The sequence below is a fragment of the Streptomyces sp. SPB162 genome, assembly GCF_029504575.1.
In the GTDB taxonomy this organism is placed as follows: Bacteria; Actinomycetota; Actinomycetes; order Streptomycetales; family Streptomycetaceae; genus Actinacidiphila.
The window spans coordinates 4,359,377-4,375,255 of sequence record NZ_JAQFII010000001.1; the positions used below are offsets into that span (position 1 = coordinate 4,359,377).

Genomic DNA, 15,879 nt, shown 5'->3' on the forward strand with positions numbered 1-15,879 from the left:
AGGCCCCCCGTGTAATGACTGAATACGACCTGCGTAGCTTACTGTGGACACATGGGCGGGCGCTACGGGATTTCGATTAGGCTCGGGCCATGGCTGCTGCGTACAAGCTGATCCTCCTCCGCCACGGCGAGAGCGAATGGAACGCGAAGAACCTGTTCACCGGCTGGGTGGACGTCAATCTGAACGAGAAGGGCGAGAAGGAGGCGGTGCGGGGCGGCGAGCTCCTCAAGGACGCCGGCCTGCTCCCCGACGTCGTGCACACCTCGCTGCAGAAGCGTGCGATCCGCACCGCGCAGCTCTCGCTCGAAGCCGCGGACCGGCACTGGATCCCGGTGCACCGCTCCTGGCGGCTGAACGAGCGGCACTACGGTGCGCTCCAGGGCAAGGACAAGGCGCAGACCCTCGCGGAGTTCGGCGAGGAGCAGTTCATGCTCTGGCGCCGCTCCTACGACACCCCGCCGCCGCCCCTCGAGGACGGCACGGAGTTCTCGCAGAGCGACGACCCGCGCTACGCCTCGATCCCGAGCGAGATCCGTCCCCGCACCGAGTGCCTCAAGGACGTCGTCGAGCGCATGCTGCCGTACTGGTACGACGGCATCGTCCCGGACCTGCTGGCCGGCCGCACGGTCCTGGTCGCCGCGCACGGCAACAGCCTGCGGGGCCTGGTCAAGCACCTCGACGGCATCTCCGACGCCGACATCTCCGGTCTGAACATCCCGACCGGCATCCCGCTCTCCTACGAGCTCGACGCCGACTTCCGCCCCCTGACCCCGGGCGGCACCTACCTCGACCCGGACGCCGCGAAGGCCGCCATCGAGGCCGTCAAGAATCAGGGCAAGAAGAAGTAGTCCGCAGGTCAGCGGCGTGACGAAGGGCCCCACCCGGGTGCGGGTGGGGCCCTTCCCGTTCGGTCAGGAGGTGCAGCCGCCGCATTGGCAGGCGCCGCCGGACTGGCATCCGCACCCGCAGCTCGATCCGCAGCCACACGCTCCGAGCACTGGCAGCCCTACGCGGGCGAGCTGCGGGGGTCGGTCGAGTGACGGCTGTTCCCTGGTGGTCGACGGGGTGGGGGAATCCTGCATGAGTACCCTCCTCGGCTGGGCCACCGCACGCAGTCGAAGCCGCCACGTGCGGGCGCATCGCCACCCATTGAACGCACCCGGGGCCGGGCGCATCAACGGCGCGCGGAGGCACGGCACGGCGCGAGGACCGGTCCTCGCCACGCCCGCCCGCGCCCCGCGGCAGCCGTCAGACCCCGTCCACCTGCGTCGGGGCCGGCGTCAGCTCGTCGGCGTGCTCGCCCGTGACCAGGTAGACGACGCGCTTGGCGACCGATACCGCGTGGTCGGCGAACCGCTCGTAGTAGCGGCCGCACAGGGTCACGTCGACCGCCGTTTCGATGCCGTGCTTCCAGCGGTCGTCCAGCAGGTGCTGGAAGAGCGTGCGGTGCAGCTCGTCCATGCGGTCGTCGTCCGCCTCGAGCTGCAGCGCGTCGTCGACGTCCTTGGTGACGATGACCTCGGCGGCCTTCGCCATCAGGCGCTGGGCGAGCTGGCCCATCTCCAGGATGGTGCTGTGCAGGTCGCGCGGTACGGCCGACTCGGGGAAGCGCAGCCGGGCCACCTTCGCGATGTGCCGGGCGAGGTCGCCCGACCGCTCGATGTCCGCGCTCATCCGCAGGCTGGTGACGACGATCCGCAGGTCGGTGGCGACCGGCTGCTGTCGGGCCAGCAGGGTGATCGCCCGTGCTTCGAGGTCGCGCTGGAGGGCGTCGACCTTCTCATCGGCCGCGATCACGCTCTCGGCGATGTTCAGGTCCGCGTCCAGCAGCGCGGTGGTGGCCCGTCCGATGGCGGATCCGACGAGCCGGGCCATCTCGACCAGCCCTTCACCGATCGAGTCGAGCTCCTCGTGGTATGCGTCCCGCATCGCTGTCCTTCCGTCCAAACAGAGGCGTCTCCTCCACGCTCCCACGCTGATGGTCGTACGCGTACCGCTCGAGCATCCCGAGTGAATCAGCGCCTACGTGAAGGTGAACTCTTGGCAACGGGCGTTCGAGAGGTAGCTCTCAAGGCTGTGGAGCACCCCTCGGAGCCGCCTAACCTGGGGGTATGGACGTGAACGCGGCAGTCGCCGCAGCCAGTGCGATAGCCGGTCTGTGTACCGGTGTGATCGCTGTGCTCGCGTTCCGCTGGAGTGAGCGGGAGCAAGCCCGCCCCACCCGCACGGCCCTGCGACCCGACGGCACCGGCGTACTGCCGCCCGGAGTGGACACCGTCCTCTCCGTACTGCGTTCGTCGGCGGTCGTCCTCGACGAGGGCGACACGGTGGTCAAGGCGAGTTCGGCGGCGTACGCCCTCGGACTCGTCCGCGGCGGCCGCCTGGCCGTCGACCAGATGCTGCAGATGGCCCGTGAGACCCGGCGGGACGGCGAGATACGCCAGGTCGAACTGGATCTGCCGAAGAGAGGCGCCGGTCGCGGCGAGGGCCTGGCGGTCTCCGCCAGAGTCGCCCCGCTCGGCTCCCGGCTGGTCCTCCTCCTCGTGGAGGACCTGACCGAGGCCCGCAAGATCGAGGCCGTACGCCGTGACTTCGTCGCGAACGTCAGCCATGAGCTCAAGACCCCCGTCGGCGCTCTGTCACTGCTCTCCGAAGCCGTGATGGACGCCTCCGACGACCCCGAGGCCGTCATCCGCTTCGCGGGGCGGATGCAGATCGAGGCGACCCGCCTCACCAGCCTCGTCCAGGAGATCATCGATCTCTCCCGGGTCCAGAACGACGACCCGCTGGACGACGCGGAACCGGTCGACGTCGACGATCTCGTCGCCGAGGCCATCGACCGCTGCCGCCACCAGGCGAACGCCAAACAGATCACCATGGCCACCGGCTCCGCCCCCGACCTGCACATCTGGGGCAACCGCGGCCAGCTCGCGGCAGCTCTCGGCAACCTCGTCGAGAACGCCGTCAACTACAGCCCGGCCCGCACCCGCGTGGGGATAGCCGGCCGCCGGATCGCCTCACCGGGCGGCGACCTCATCGAGATCTCGGTGACCGACGCCGGTATCGGCATCTCCGAGAAGGACCGGGACCGGATCTTCGAACGGTTCTACCGCGTCGACCCGGCGCGCTCCCGCGCCACCGGCGGCACGGGTCTCGGCCTGTCCATCGTCAAGCACGTGGCCGCCTCGCACGGCGGGGAGGTCACCGTGTGGAGCGCCGAGGGACAGGGCTCCACCTTCACCCTGCGGCTGCCCGAAGCCGGCATGGCGCGCGAACACGCGCTCCTCGGCACCGACGCGGAGGACCACGAGTCCGCCGCCGGCGGCCGCGGGACCGCCGGAGACCAGCAGTTCTACGAGAACTATTCCGATCACATTCCTGCCCCGGAGGTCCTTCCGTGACCCGTGTACTCGTCGTAGAGGACGAAGAGTCCTTCAGCGACGCGCTGTCGTACATGCTCCGCAAGGAGGGCTTCGAGGTCGCCATCGCCGCGACCGGGCCCGACGCGCTGGACGAGTTCGAACGCAACGGCGCCGACCTGGTACTGCTCGACCTCATGCTGCCGGGCCTGCCCGGCACCGAGGTCTGCCGCCAGCTCAGGCTCAAGTCCAATGTCCCGGTCATCATGGTGACCGCCAAGGACAGCGAGATCGACAAGGTCGTCGGCCTGGAAATAGGCGCGGACGACTACGTGACGAAGCCCTTCTCCTCCCGTGAGCTGGTGGCCCGCATCCGGGCCGTCCTGCGCCGCCGCGGCGAGCCGGAGGAGCTCTCCCCCGCCGCCCTGGAGGCGGGGCCGGTACGAATGGACGTCGACCGCCACGTGGTCACCGTCTCCGGCGCGAAGGTCGACCTCCCGCTCAAGGAGTTCGACCTGCTGGAGATGCTGCTGCGCAACGCCGGCCGCGTGCTGACCCGTATGCAGCTCATCGACCGGGTGTGGGGCGCCGACTACGTGGGCGACACCAAGACGCTGGACGTCCACGTCAAGCGGCTGCGCGCCAAGATCGAGCCCGACCCGGGCGCGCCGCGCTACCTCGTCACCGTGCGCGGCCTGGGCTACAAGTTCGAGCCGTAGCCGAGCCGGGGGCGCCTGCCTCCCTGAACAGCACGACGGGCCCGGCAGCACGCGCTGCCGGGCCCGTCGTCGTGCGCGAGGCGCGCGCTCAGCTCTTCTTGGGGGAGGGGGTGCCGGCCCCGGGGGTCGTTCCGGTGCCGGTCGGCGAGGGCGCTCCGCCGTCCTGCGGGGTGCCGGTGGCCTTCGGCGTGGTCTTGGCGGAGGGAGCGGCGGCCGGCGCGGGGGTGGCGCCGAACTTCTCGTAGTAGCCCGCGGCGGGCAGCACGTTCGCGTTGATGGCGACCTCGCCCGTCGCGCTGAACGTCAGCGCGACGCGCTGGAAGTCGCCGTCCTTGATCGCCTCGGTGCTGGTCGGGAGCGTCGCGGAGGCATTGCCCGCGCCGCCCAGCAGCACCGAGCCGTGGGACGGGACGGTGACGGTCTTGGCGCCCGCGGGGCCGGCCAGGGCCGCCGTCAGGGTGTCGCCGACCTTCAGCGACTGCAGCGTCTGGTCGGCGTTCCCGTTGTTGAAGATGCGGGCCGAGACCGACGCGGGGCCGGAACCGGCCTGCTGCGTCAGGATCACGGCGTTCTGCACCTGGATGTCGCCGACGGTGGTCGCGGCATTGTCGGGGCGCACCTCGTGCGTCTGCGCGTTGTTGCCGGCGCCGCAGGCGGCGAGCGGGGCAATCGAGAGCGCGAGGGCGGCGGCGAGGGCACCGCGTCGAAGGCTGCTGCTCACGGCGGCGGGGTCTCCTAGACAGTTAGGGAAGATCTTCCAGCGGCCTTACATTACTCAGCCTTCGTGCGACCTCCGCACCGGGCCGCCCCTCGGCGGGGCGGTGCCGTCCGAGTCTCACCCGACCGGGTGGCCGGGATTGCATTCCGGCATTCCGCCACGGGATTCCGGGCGGAGCGTGCAAGATCCATTTATCGTGCACCGATCGCGTCCGTTCCGCGACTTCTCCACGCCTTCTCCGTGACGCGGAAAAATTGGATCATCGCGGGAACGAGGTCCGAACGGAGTAGCGAAGATCCACTCTTCGGAGATGACAAATAGGGACGTAATCCCCCTTCCGTCGACGCGTCGTTGGGTGTAACGGGGGCGTTTCACCCCCGACGCATACCGGCTCCGACCTGCGAATACCCCTGCCAGGCAGGCCCCTCCAGCACGATCCGGTAGGGGTTGTCAAGCCCCGAGATATGCCCTGACCTGCGAAAACGCCATTCAGAAGAGGCCGTTCACGTGTTACCCTGGATAGCCACGGAAGGGGTACCTGTCACATGACGTTCAAGGTTGGCGACACCGTGGTCTATCCCCATCACGGGGCCGCGCTGATCGAGGCTATCGAAATTCGCCAGATCAAAGGCGTGGACAAGACCTACTTGGTGCTCAAGGTCGCCCAGGGCGACTTGACGGTACGCGTACCCGCGGACAATGCGGAGTTCGTCGGCGTGCGCGACGTGGTCGGTCAGGAGGGGCTGGACCGGGTCTTCGAGGTGCTTCGCGCGCCGTACACCGAAGAGCCGACCAACTGGTCCCGCCGCTACAAGGCAAATCTGGAGAAGCTCGCCTCCGGCGATGTCATCAAGGTCGCAGAGGTGGTCCGCGACCTGTGGCGTCGTGAGCGTGAGCGCGGGCTGTCCGCCGGCGAGAAGCGCATGCTCGCCAAGGCGCGGCAGATCCTGGTCAGCGAGCTCGCGCTCGCTGAGAACACCAACGAGGACAAGGCCGAGGCTCTGCTGGACGAGGTCCTCGCGTCCTGACGCGAGTTCTGCCGCGGTACCCGGTTCCGGCCGGGTGCTGCGGCATGCTTGCGTCCTGACGCGGTTCGACCGTTCTTCGGACTGCGTTCTTCAGTTCTGGCTCTGCGGTTCTGCTCGTTCCGCGGTTCTGCCCCGACGTCTCGGCGTGTACGACCCCGCGGGCTTCTCACGGAAGGGGCCCGCAGCGTCGCACGTTGAGCCAGTACCCACCTCGGCCAAGGACACAAACCTCTGAGTACCGCAGCTGTCATCCCCGCCGCCGGACGAGGCCTCCGGCTCGGCCCCGGCGCCCCCAAGGCGCTGCGCTCCCTCGGCGGCGTCCCGATGCTGGTGCACGCCGTGCGCGCCATGACCCGTTCCCCCGCGGTCTCGCTGGTCGTCGTGGTCGCGCCGTCCGACGGAGTGGCCGAGGTCCGGGCCCTGCTCGGTGGTCACGGACTGCCCGAGGACAAGGACCTGCGGATCGTCGCCGGCGGCGAGACCCGCCAGGAATCGGTCCGGCTCGGTCTGGCCGCGCTCCCCGAGGACGTCGACATCGTCCTGGTCCATGACGCCGCGCGCCCGCTGGTGCCCGTCGAGATCGTCGACGCGGTCGTCGCCGCCGTACGGGACGGGGCTCCGGCCGTCGTCCCCGGACTGCCGCTGGCCGACACCGTCAAGCAGATCGACCCCGCCACCAACGCCGTCACCGGCACGCCCGAGCGCGCCCTGCTGCGTGCCGTGCAGACCCCGCAGGGCTTCCGGCGGGACGTGCTGGCCACGGCGCACGCGACGGTGCCGGGCGACGGCGAGGGCGCCACCGACGACGCGGGCATGGTCGAGCGGACCGGCGTCCAGGTCGTGGTCGTACCCGGCCACGAAGAGGCCTTCAAGGTGACCAGGCCGCTGGACCTGGTGCTCGCCGAGGCCGTACTCGCCCGCAGGAGGGCCACCGATGACCTCTGACAGCCCTGGCCCGGTCCTGCCGCTCGTCGGCATCGGAACGGACGTGCACGCCTTCGAGGCCGGCCGCGAGCTGTGGTGTGCCGGCCTGCACTGGCCGGACGCCGGTGACGGCCTGGCCGGCGACTCGGACGCCGACGTCGCCGCGCACGCCGCCTGCGACGCCCTCTTCTCCGCGGCGGGAGTCGGCGACCTCGGCGCGCACTTCGGCACCGGCCGGCCCGAGTGGGCCGGAGCGTCCGGTGTCACGCTGCTCGCCGAAGCCGCCCGTATCGTCCGCGAGGCCGGCTTCGACATCGGCAACGTGGCGATCCAGGTGATCGGCGTCCGTCCGAAGATCGGCAAGCGCCGCGAGGAGGCCCAGAAGGCCCTCTCCGAGGCGGTCGGCGCCCGCGTCTCCGTCTCCGGCACGACCACCGACGGCCTCGGCCTCACCGGCCGTGGCGAGGGTTTGGCGGCCGTCGCGACGGCACTGGTGGTCCCGACGAGCCGGGGTCCGGCCGCCTGAAGCGGCCTCCAGTGGCCGGTGTCGGTCCCGATCCGGTCCCGTGTCGGTCCCGATCCGGTGGTCGGATGCGGGGTCCGACCAGGGCTTGAGCGGGTTACCCCGCAGGCAGGAGCCACGCCCGGAAGATCGTCCGGCCCGCTCCCCCCGGCAACCCGTGCGGAGCGCACCTGGCACGGCGTTTCGCCCACTACCCTTGTTGGCGTGACTATTCGCCTGTACGACACCAGCGCTCGGCAGATCCGTGATTTCAACCCGCTCACGCCGGGCTGTGTCTCGATCTACCTCTGTGGTGCCACCGTGCAGGCCGCCCCGCACATCGGCCACATCCGGTCGGGACTGAACTTCGACATCATGCAGCGGTGGTTCGCCTACCGCGGCTACGACGTCACCTTCATCCGGAACGTCACCGACATCGACGACAAGATCATCGCGAAGTCGGCCGAGCAGGACCGCCCGTGGTGGGCGATCGGGTACGAGAACGAGCGGGCCTTCAACAGCGGCTACGACGTGCTGGGCTGCCTGCCGCCCACCTACGAGCCGCGGGCGACCGGCCACATCCCCGAGATGGTCGAGATGATGCGCGAGCTCATCGACCGGGGCCACGCCTACGTCGCCGACGGCAACGTCTACTTCGACGTGCGCTCGTTCCCCGAGTACCTGTCGCTGTCCAACCAGGAGCTCGACAACCTGCGCCAGCCCAGCGGCGAGGGCGAGACCGGCAAGCGCGACCACCGCGACTTCGCCATGTGGAAGTCGGTCAAGCCGGGCGAGCCGTCCTGGGAGACCCCGTGGGGCCGCGGCCGTCCCGGCTGGCACCTGGAGTGCTCGGCGATGGCCCACAAGTACCTGGGCACCGCCTTCGACATCCACGGCGGCGGTATCGACCTGATCTTCCCGCACCACGAGAACGAGATCGCCCAGGCCAAGGCGTTCGGCGACGACTTCGCCGCCTACTGGGTGCACAACGCCTGGGTCACCATGAGCGGCGAGAAGATGAGCAAGTCGCTCGACAACTCGGTGCTCGTCTCCGACATGGTCCAGCGCTGGCGCCCGATCGTGCTGCGCTACTACCTCGGCACCCCGCACTACCGCTCGATGATCGAGTACAGCGAGGACGCGCTGCGCGAGGCGGAGTCCGCGTTCGCGCGCATCGAGGGCTTCGCGCAGCGGGTCGTCGAGAAGTGCGGTCCGGTCGCGCCGGCCGCCGAGGTGCCGATCTCCTTCGCCGAGGCGATGGATGACGACCTGGGCGTCCCGCAGGCGCTGGCCATCGTCCACACCTCCGTCCGGCAGGGCAATTCGGCCCTCACGGCGGACGACAAGGAAACCGCGGTCGCGCGTCTGGCCGAGGTCCGTGCGATGCTCGGTGTACTGGGACTGGACCCGCTCGACGAGCAGTGGGCCGGCGGCGGGCACGGTGACGACCTGCACGGTGTCGTGGACTCACTCGTCCGGCTGGTGCTGGAACAGCGGCAGGCGGCCCGGGAGCGTAAGGACTACGCGACCGCCGACGCCATCCGCGACCAGCTCCAGCAGTCGGGGCTGGACATCGAGGACACCGCGTCCGGACCCCGGTGGTCGCTCGGCTCGCGCTGAGCGCGTCACCGTGCGGCCCCGCCTGATCAGCCCAGCCCCCTATACGTCAGTACATTTTCAGCAGCGAAGAAGTGAGAGTGCCCCATGGCCGGGAACAGCCAGCGCAGGAACCGCCGTACCTCCAACAAGAAGGGCATGAAGGTCGGCACCGGCGGTCACCGGCGTAAGGCTCTGGAGGGCAAGGGCCCGACCCCGCCCGCCGCGGACCGCAAGGGCCACAAGAAGAACCGCGTCGCGAAGGCCGTTGCCAAGCGGACCGTGTCGTCGCAGTCGCGCCGCCCGTCGGGCCGTGGCGCGAAGTCCACGGCCGAGCTGGTCGTGGGCCGCAACTCGGTGGTCGAGGCGCTGCGCGCCGAGATCCCGGCGACCGCCGTCTACGTCCAGCAGTACATCGACACCGACGACCGCGTGCGCGAGGCCATCAAGCTCGCGACCGACCGCGGCGTCCCGCTGATGGAGGCCGCGCGCCCCGAGCTGGACCGGATGACGAACGGTCTGAACCACCAGGGCATGGTCCTGCAGATTCCGGCGTACGAGTACGCGCACCCGGAGGACCTGCTGGAGACCGCGGCCAACAGCCACGAGGCCCCGCTGATCATGGCGCTGGACGGCATCACCGACTCGCGGAACCTCGGTGCGATCGTCCGCTCCATGGCCGCGTTCGCCGGGCACGGCGTCGTCGTCCCCGAGCGCCGCGCGGCGGGCATGACCGCCGGTGCGTGGAAGACCTCCTCGGGTGCCGCCGCCCGCGTCCAGGTCGCCCGCGCCACCAACCTGACCCGGACGCTGGAGGCCTACCAGAAGGCCGGTCTGATCGTCGTCGGCCTGGCGGCCGACGGCGATGTGGACCTGCACGAGCTGGAGGCGCTGGCCGGCCCCGTCGTGATCGTCGCGGGTTCCGAGGGCAAGGGCCTGTCCCGCCTCGTCGGCGAGACCTGCGACTACCTGGTGCGCATCCCGATGCCGGGTGGCTCGGAGTCCCTCAACGCGGGCGTCGCCGCCGGCATCGTCCTGTACGAGGCGGCCCGCCGTCGCGCGTGAACCCTGACGCGCGACGCGTGACGCGCGACGCGCGCTGTGGGACACGTGACGCGCGCTGTGTGACGTTGACGTACGACGTTGACGCGTGATGACCCCCGTGGACCCGGACCGATCACCTCGTTCCGGGTCCACGATCTTTGCCGGGACAAATCCGCATCCTCCCCGGCCAGGGCCCCAATCCTGTTGATCTTGACGGGTCTCGGACATCCAACGTGGCGTCGGCAGTGTCCTAACCGTCCGTCACTCGGTTAGTGGAGTGTGGACACCAGAACACCCCGCACTCCTACGGGGGGTGGGACGCCCGGGTTCGACGAGCCTGCCCTGAGCATGCTCAAGGTTCCGAGCGACCCGGCCCAGGTCATCGTCAACCACGCGAGTTTCCGCGTCCGGCTCGGCGCGACCTCGGCCCGTGCCCTGAGCCTCGACGAGACCGCGCGGATCCCCGTCATTCCCAGCTCCGTCAAGCGACGGGCCGCACCGGTGGTGTGGTCCGGCAGGACCGAGCCCGGCGACCCGGCCGCCGGCCGGCTCCTGCAGGCGGTCCGCCACGCCGGCGCGGAGTCCGGCTCCGGACGCTCCGGCCCCGACACACCCGCCGGCTCGACGCAGCTGCTGCCGCGGATCGACGCGGCCGCGAGGACGACGCCCGGCGTCGTCGGCCCGCGCATGCCGGAACCCGAGCTGCTGCGCGGCGTCCGGCCGGCGCGCGGCGCCTTCGACGACAACGGTTACGACGGCTTTGACGACGAGTTCGGCGCCGGCCGCGGCAAGGGCCCGACGGCCGGATCCGACGAGCAGGCCGGGATCCGGCGCGGCCGCAATACCGAACCGGTCCGGCACGCCTGGTACCCCGGGCACCGGATGAACCTCGGCGTCGTCCTGCTCCCGCTGCGCGTCTTCCTCGGCCTCATCTCGGTCTACGCCGGCATGAGCAAGCTCTGCGACCCCGTGTACTTCGACGGCGGCGAGCGCGGCTCAATGGTCAAGTGGCTGACGTCGCTGCACCCTTGGGCCGCCGCGGCGCCGTTGCGCGACCTCGCGCTCACGCACCCCGTGGGCGCCGGGCTGACCATCGCCTTCCTGCAGGTGATCGTCGGCGTGCTCACGATCTGCGGGCTGTGGCAGCGGGTCGCCGCGTCCGTCGCCGCCGCCCTCTCCGTGGCGTTGCTGGTGACGGTGACCTGGCGCACGGTCCCGGTCTACGACGCGCCGGACTTCATCTACCTCGCCGCCTGGAGCCCGCTGGTCATCGCGGGCGCCCCCGTCTACTCCGTGGACGGCCGCCTCGCGGGCGAGGCATGGCGCCGGCTCGGGCCGCGCGCCGATCTGTGGGACCTGCGCAAGCGGGTGCTGCGCCGTGGCGTGGTGCTGGCCACGGTCTTCGTCGGCCTGACGCTGGTGTGCGGCTCGGTGCTGGGTGCCGCGGTGCGGTCGTCCAGCACGCACACGGACGCGCCGGCCCCGGAGCGCGTCCCCGTCAACAACCTGCCGGGCACCCCGCTGCCCGAGGTGTCGGGGACGGCCACGCCCGGCAAGCCCAAGCCGACCCCGAAGCCGTCGAAGTCCGCCGGTGCCAAGAAGAAGCCGTCGAAGTCGCCATCGGCGTCGCCGACCGGCACTCGCAGGAGCGGCGGCACGGGCAGCGGCAGCACGGGCAGCGGGAGCAGCAGCAGTGGCAAGCCGCGCGAGTCCTCATCGCGGCCGACGCAGTCCAGCACCCCGCACCAGACCCACCGTCCGACCACTGCGCCGACGACCAGCAGGGGCACCGTGCACGACCCGATCGGCGGCCTCCTGGGCAGCGGATCACCCGCCGGGTTGCTGCTCGGCCGGTCGGGGCCGTCCGGTGACGCCGGAGGCACCGGCGGAGCGGCCTGACGGGCTCGGCTCCCCGTACGACGTGGCGGTGGCCCGCACCCTTCGGGGGTGCGGGCCACCGCCACGTTCGCGGTCGGAGGGCGTGACGGGGCCTGTAGGGGCCGCGGAGGGCTGGAGGCGTCCTGGGTCCGGCGACGTACGTACGGAAGGCGCAGGACCCCGCCCAGGGATCCCGCAGACGTTCCGTCGGCTCCCGGCTCAGCGGCTCAACGCTGGAGAGCGGCCAGCTCCTTGGCGGCCTCGGTGAGGTCCTTCGCCGTGTCAATGGCCCGCCAGTACGCGCCGTGCGGGATCGGGAAGCCGGCGAGGCGGCGTTCGCGCGCGAGCCGGGGGAACGTGGTGCGCTCGTGGTCGCCCAGGGCCGGCAGCAGCCCGGCGAACTCCGGGTCGAAGACGTACACGCCCGCGTTGATCAGGAAGGGGGAGGGCGGGGACTCGATGAAGTCGAGGATCTGCCCGAACTCGTTGGTCTCCACGGCGCCCCACGGGATCCGGGGGCGGGCCAGCGCCAGCGTGGCGACCGCGGCGCGCTCGTGGTGGAACGCGGCCATCTCGCGCAGCGAGAAGCGGGTCCAGATGTCGCCGTTGGTGGCGTACCAGGGCTCGTCGGGGCGCGGGAGCGACGCGGCGGCGTACTTGAGCCCGCCGCCGCGGCCCAGCGGTTCCTTCTCGACGACGGTGGTGACGTTCAGCGGCAACCGGGCCGCGTCCAGCCACTCCTGGAGCACTTCGGCGAGGTGGCCGCACGAGACGACGGCGTCGGTGACGCCCTCGGCGGCCAGCCAGTCGAGCTGGTGGCCGATGATCGGTGTCCCGGTGCCCGGGATCTCGACCATCGGCTTGGGACGGTCGTCGGTGTAGGGCCGCAGTCGCGACCCCTGCCCTCCGGCGAGGAGGACGGCCTGGGTCACGGTGGGAGCGCCGTTCGTCATGCCCGGCACCCTACGGGACCCCGTTGTCGTGGTGACGGCGTCCCCGGGCGACGGGGGACGCCCCTCATGGTCAGTAGACGGACGCGACGCCGGTCGCGAACGAGGTGTCGCACACCGGACGCGAGAAGGACTGGGCGCGGACCGGACCGTACTTGGCGACGGCGGCGCGGCCGAGCGACCGGGCGATCGACGTGCAGTACTGCGCCAGCGACGGCCTGGTGGCCATCTCCGCCTGCAGGTCGGTCAGTACGACGCCCGCGGACTTGTGCTGGAGTTCGTCCAGCAGGCGGGTGCGCAGCATCTCCTGCGGCTCCTTCGAGGACGGAACGACCTCGGGTTTGTTGTGCGAGGCCGTGAGCACCTGGGCCTCGGAGGCGGAGGTCGCCCACGGGACGCGGGTGACGGCGAGGGTCCCGGACAGCACGAGGACGACCGGGAGTACGAGCGCGAATGTCTTGCCGATGCGGCGAGCTACCTGGTTCACGCTCGCGATCGTAGCGATGGGTGATGGAAGGGAGACATTCCGTCACCCTGCCGGGTGAGGGGAATCGCTGATACGGGTGCGGCCGGTTGACGAACAGGGTCGAAAGGACCGATCTGTACGGGTATTTGTCGACACCGCGACGCACAACGCGGAACGGCCGCCCACAGGTTGCGTGGACGGCCGTTCCGAACTGCTTATATGCCCGCTGGAATCAGTCGCTGAGGCGCGAGCCGGTGGAGGTCGAGAACACGTGGGCCTCGCCACCGCGCGGCACGACGTGCAGCACGGAGCCCTTGTCCGGGATCTCGCGGCCGCCGACCCGGATGACCAGGTCCTTGTGCTCGCCGTTGACCTCGGCGCTGCCGTAGACGAAGCCGTCCGCGCCCAGCTCCTCGACGACGTTGACCGTGACGGCCAGACCGGCCGGCTGGTCCTTCGACAGCGACTTGGCCTCGCCGTCCACGATGTCGAAGTGCTCCGGACGGACGCCGACGGTGACCGTGCGGTCGCCCTTGTCGGCGGCGGCCGCGATCGCGTCGCGCTCGACGGCGACGATCGAGTTGCCGAACTTCACGCCACCGTCCGTGATCGGGACCTCGACGAGGTTCATGGCCGGCGAGCCGATGAAGCCCGCGACGAACAGGTTCGCCGGGCGGTCGTACATGTTGCGGGGGGTGTCGACCTGCTGCAGCAACCCGTCCTTGAGGACGGCCACGCGGTCGCCCATCGTCATGGCCTCGACCTGGTCGTGGGTGACGTAGACCGTCGTGACGCCCAGCCGGCGCTGCAGGCTGGCGATCTGCGTACGGGTCTGCACACGGAGCTTGGCGTCGAGGTTCGACAGCGGCTCGTCCATGAGGAACACCTGCGGCTCGCGCACGATCGCGCGGCCCATCGCCACACGCTGGCGCTGGCCACCGGAGAGCGCCTTCGGCTTGCGCGCCAGGTAGTCGGTGAGGTCCAGGATCTTCGCGGCTTCCTCGACGCGCTTGCGGATCTCCGCCTTGTTCACGCCGGCGATCTTGAGCGCGAAGCCCATGTTGTCCGCGACGGTCATGTGCGGGTACAGCGCGTAGTTCTGGAACACCATCGCGATGTCCCGGTCCTTCGGCGGCAGGTGCGTGACGTCGCGCTCACCGATGCGGATCGCTCCGCCGTTGACGTCCTCGAGACCCGCGAGCATGCGCAGGGAGGTCGACTTCCCACAGCCGGACGGACCGACCAGAACCAGGAACTCGCCGTCCCCGACCTCGATCTCGAGGCCGTCCACCGCGGGCTTCTCCGAGCCCGGGTAGATGCGAGTCGCCTTGTCGAACGTGACAGTAGCCATAGCTGATGCGCCCTTCACCGGCAGGAACGTGCCGGACGATCCGAGTAAAGGAAAGATTGGTCTAGTCCGCAGAACGCGAACTGACCGTGACGCTACCCGCCGCCTGCCCCTTTGTCAGTAGCCCCAGGTCCCCGACTTTTCCGCTACCCCCGGCACCCCCGGCCTTGAGTACACTTCTCCTGGCCCCACCCACCGGGACCAGGCCCCCTTAGCTCAGCTGGCCAGAGCACCGCTCTTGTAAAGCGAAGGTCGTCGGTTCGAATCCGACAGGGGGCTCACCGCTTCACCTCGGATGAGCTGCAGGTTTGGCCTTCTGGGAGCTTCGCCAACGGCCTCGGACGACCCGTCCGGGGCCGCTTGCGTGAGCGATGCGTGAGCGGACGGCCCAACCTGCTCCTGGACTGAGTCGAACGGGGGAGCACCGTTCGGCCCGTTCGCCCTGCTCGCGCGGGGTACGAGGAGCGCGGCGCGCTCGGCGATGGCGCGGTCGAATTCCGGCAGCAGGCTGGTGTCTGTTGGCTACCGGCTCCCCGACCTGGACGACGCACTCACGCCCTCGCCCGCGGGCTCCCCGAGAACACCGTCCGGCTCATCGACCACGAGGGCAAGACGGTCTACCTCGACGCCGTCAAGGGCACGCTCTTCAACGAGTCCGGCAACGTCATACAACGCGCGGAGGACGTCAAGGTCGAGCCCTCCGCAGCTGAACGGGCCGCCCGGCAGAAACCCACTGCCGCACCGGGAGCCCGCGCTTGTCGGCGCGCATACCGGGGACAGCTCCATCGGAGCCAGGGGCGGGCACCTGCCGCCCGGCCGGGCTACGTATGACCCCGACCACGGAGCCAGGGCTGTCCACGGTGGGTCGGAAGACGGACGTGTTCCTCATCCGGCGACCGTTCATCCCGCGTCCGGGTCGGAAGCCGCGCATGCGCCGGTGCCTGCTGGATCGACGGCTGCTCATAGCGAACACCCCAGCGGCACCGGGGGGCCGGACCATGGCCATCATTCGAATGGATCGGGCGGCGAAGAGCCTGGCGACGGCCACGGCGCCGAGGAGACCTCACCCGACGACGAGGTGCTCCCCCTGCCGACAACGGGGAACCTGACCTTTCACGCCCAGCGCTGCTGCCGGGTCGGACGGATCTCACGCTCGATCAACTGCGCAAGCTGCGAGGACATGTCAATCGGTACACCGCGTCAGAGCGCTACACCCGGCAGCTCTACGGAGGTGCTCCTGAGCGCCACTACCCTGTTGCGCCGAACGACCACGTCGATGGATCCTGCCGACGTAGTCCACAAGGAGTTCAGCCAACTTCCGATCGAGATCATCCGGATGCTGGCCAG

General features: G+C 70.3%; 14 protein-coding genes and 1 tRNA gene. 10 read left to right on the forward strand and 5 right to left on the reverse strand.

All coding sequences use genetic code 11. The features are described from left to right. The first annotated feature begins 89 nt into the window (after nt 1–89). A complete protein-coding gene (locus tag M2266_RS19950) occupies nt 90–848 on the forward strand; it encodes a phosphoglyceromutase (RefSeq protein ID WP_277439409.1) in 759 nt (252 codons plus the stop codon). A gap of 400 nt (nt 849–1,248) precedes the next feature. Here the strand turns inward: M2266_RS19950 and phoU are convergent, their stop codons facing one another. After that, nucleotides 1,249–1,929 carry a phosphate signaling complex protein PhoU gene (gene phoU / locus M2266_RS19955; protein ID WP_277439410.1) on the reverse strand — a complete coding sequence of 227 codons (681 nt, stop codon included), beginning with the start codon at nt 1,927–1,929 and terminating at the stop codon, nt 1,249–1,251. 182 nt (nt 1,930–2,111) lie between these two features. Between phoU and M2266_RS19960 the strand changes: the two genes are divergently transcribed. Together M2266_RS19960 and M2266_RS19965 are read left to right on the forward strand one after the other, a co-directional pair. Further along, entirely contained in the window at nt 2,112–3,401 is a 1,290-nt protein-coding gene (locus tag M2266_RS19960) for an ATP-binding protein (RefSeq protein ID WP_277439411.1), read from the forward strand. Beyond that, nucleotides 3,398–4,078 carry a response regulator transcription factor gene (locus M2266_RS19965; protein WP_277439412.1) on the forward strand — a complete coding sequence of 227 codons (681 nt, stop codon included), beginning with the start codon at nt 3,398–3,400 and terminating at the stop codon, nt 4,076–4,078. Before M2266_RS19960 ends, M2266_RS19965 begins: the two co-directional genes overlap by 4 nt. A gap of 88 nt (nt 4,079–4,166) precedes the next feature. Here the strand turns inward: M2266_RS19965 and M2266_RS19970 are convergent, their stop codons facing one another. After that, entirely contained in the window at nt 4,167–4,799 is a 633-nt protein-coding gene (locus M2266_RS19970) for a DUF461 domain-containing protein (RefSeq protein ID WP_277439413.1), read from the reverse strand. A 542-nt stretch (nt 4,800–5,341) separates the two neighbouring features. Between M2266_RS19970 and M2266_RS19975 the strand changes: the two genes are divergently transcribed. From M2266_RS19975 to M2266_RS20000, 6 genes are all read left to right on the forward strand, one after another. After that, nucleotides 5,342–5,824 carry a CarD family transcriptional regulator gene (locus M2266_RS19975; RefSeq protein ID WP_033174074.1) on the forward strand — a complete coding sequence of 161 codons (483 nt, stop codon included), beginning with the start codon at nt 5,342–5,344 and terminating at the stop codon, nt 5,822–5,824. 231 nt (nt 5,825–6,055) lie between these two features. Beyond that, nucleotides 6,056–6,769, forward strand: a complete 714-nt coding sequence (gene ispD / locus M2266_RS19980; RefSeq protein WP_277441277.1) for a 2-C-methyl-D-erythritol 4-phosphate cytidylyltransferase — start codon at nt 6,056–6,058, stop codon at nt 6,767–6,769. Continuing rightward, on the forward strand, nt 6,759–7,274 hold the full coding sequence (ispF, locus tag M2266_RS19985; protein WP_277439414.1) for a 2-C-methyl-D-erythritol 2,4-cyclodiphosphate synthase: 516 nt from the start codon (nt 6,759–6,761) through the stop codon (nt 7,272–7,274). The genes ispD and ispF overlap by 11 nt, the downstream gene beginning before the upstream one ends. A 201-nt stretch (nt 7,275–7,475) precedes the next feature. Then, nucleotides 7,476–8,870 (forward strand): cysteine--tRNA ligase, encoded by a 1,395-nt coding sequence (gene cysS, locus M2266_RS19990; protein WP_277439415.1) that lies wholly within the window; start codon nt 7,476–7,478, stop codon nt 8,868–8,870. Nucleotides 8,871–8,954: 84 nt separating this feature from the next. Continuing rightward, on the forward strand, nt 8,955–9,911 hold the full coding sequence (gene rlmB, locus M2266_RS19995) for a 23S rRNA (guanosine(2251)-2'-O)-methyltransferase RlmB (protein WP_277439416.1): 957 nt from the start codon (nt 8,955–8,957) through the stop codon (nt 9,909–9,911). Nucleotides 9,912–10,238: 327 nt separating this feature from the next. Next, on the forward strand, nt 10,239–11,789 hold the full coding sequence (locus M2266_RS20000; RefSeq protein WP_277439417.1) for a DoxX family membrane protein: 1,551 nt from the start codon (nt 10,239–10,241) through the stop codon (nt 11,787–11,789). A 206-nt stretch (nt 11,790–11,995) separates the two neighbouring features. Here M2266_RS20000 and M2266_RS20005 read toward each other — a convergent pair whose 3' ends face one another. The 3 genes from M2266_RS20005 to ugpC form a co-directional block, all read right to left on the reverse strand. Beyond that, on the reverse strand, nt 11,996–12,721 hold the full coding sequence (locus tag M2266_RS20005) for a nucleotidyltransferase family protein (RefSeq protein ID WP_277439418.1): 726 nt from the start codon (nt 12,719–12,721) through the stop codon (nt 11,996–11,998). 70 nt (nt 12,722–12,791) lie between these two features. After that, nucleotides 12,792–13,205 carry a hypothetical protein gene (locus M2266_RS20010; RefSeq protein WP_277439419.1) on the reverse strand — a complete coding sequence of 138 codons (414 nt, stop codon included), beginning with the start codon at nt 13,203–13,205 and terminating at the stop codon, nt 12,792–12,794. A 211-nt stretch (nt 13,206–13,416) separates the two neighbouring features. Continuing rightward, nucleotides 13,417–14,535 (reverse strand): sn-glycerol-3-phosphate ABC transporter ATP-binding protein UgpC, encoded by a 1,119-nt coding sequence (ugpC, locus tag M2266_RS20015; protein WP_277439420.1) that lies wholly within the window; start codon nt 14,533–14,535, stop codon nt 13,417–13,419. Between the two features lie 202 nt (nt 14,536–14,737). Between ugpC and M2266_RS20020 the strand changes: the two genes are divergently transcribed. After that, a tRNA-Thr gene (locus M2266_RS20020) sits at nt 14,738–14,811 on the forward strand. Nucleotides 14,812–15,879: the final 1,068 nt, after the last annotated feature.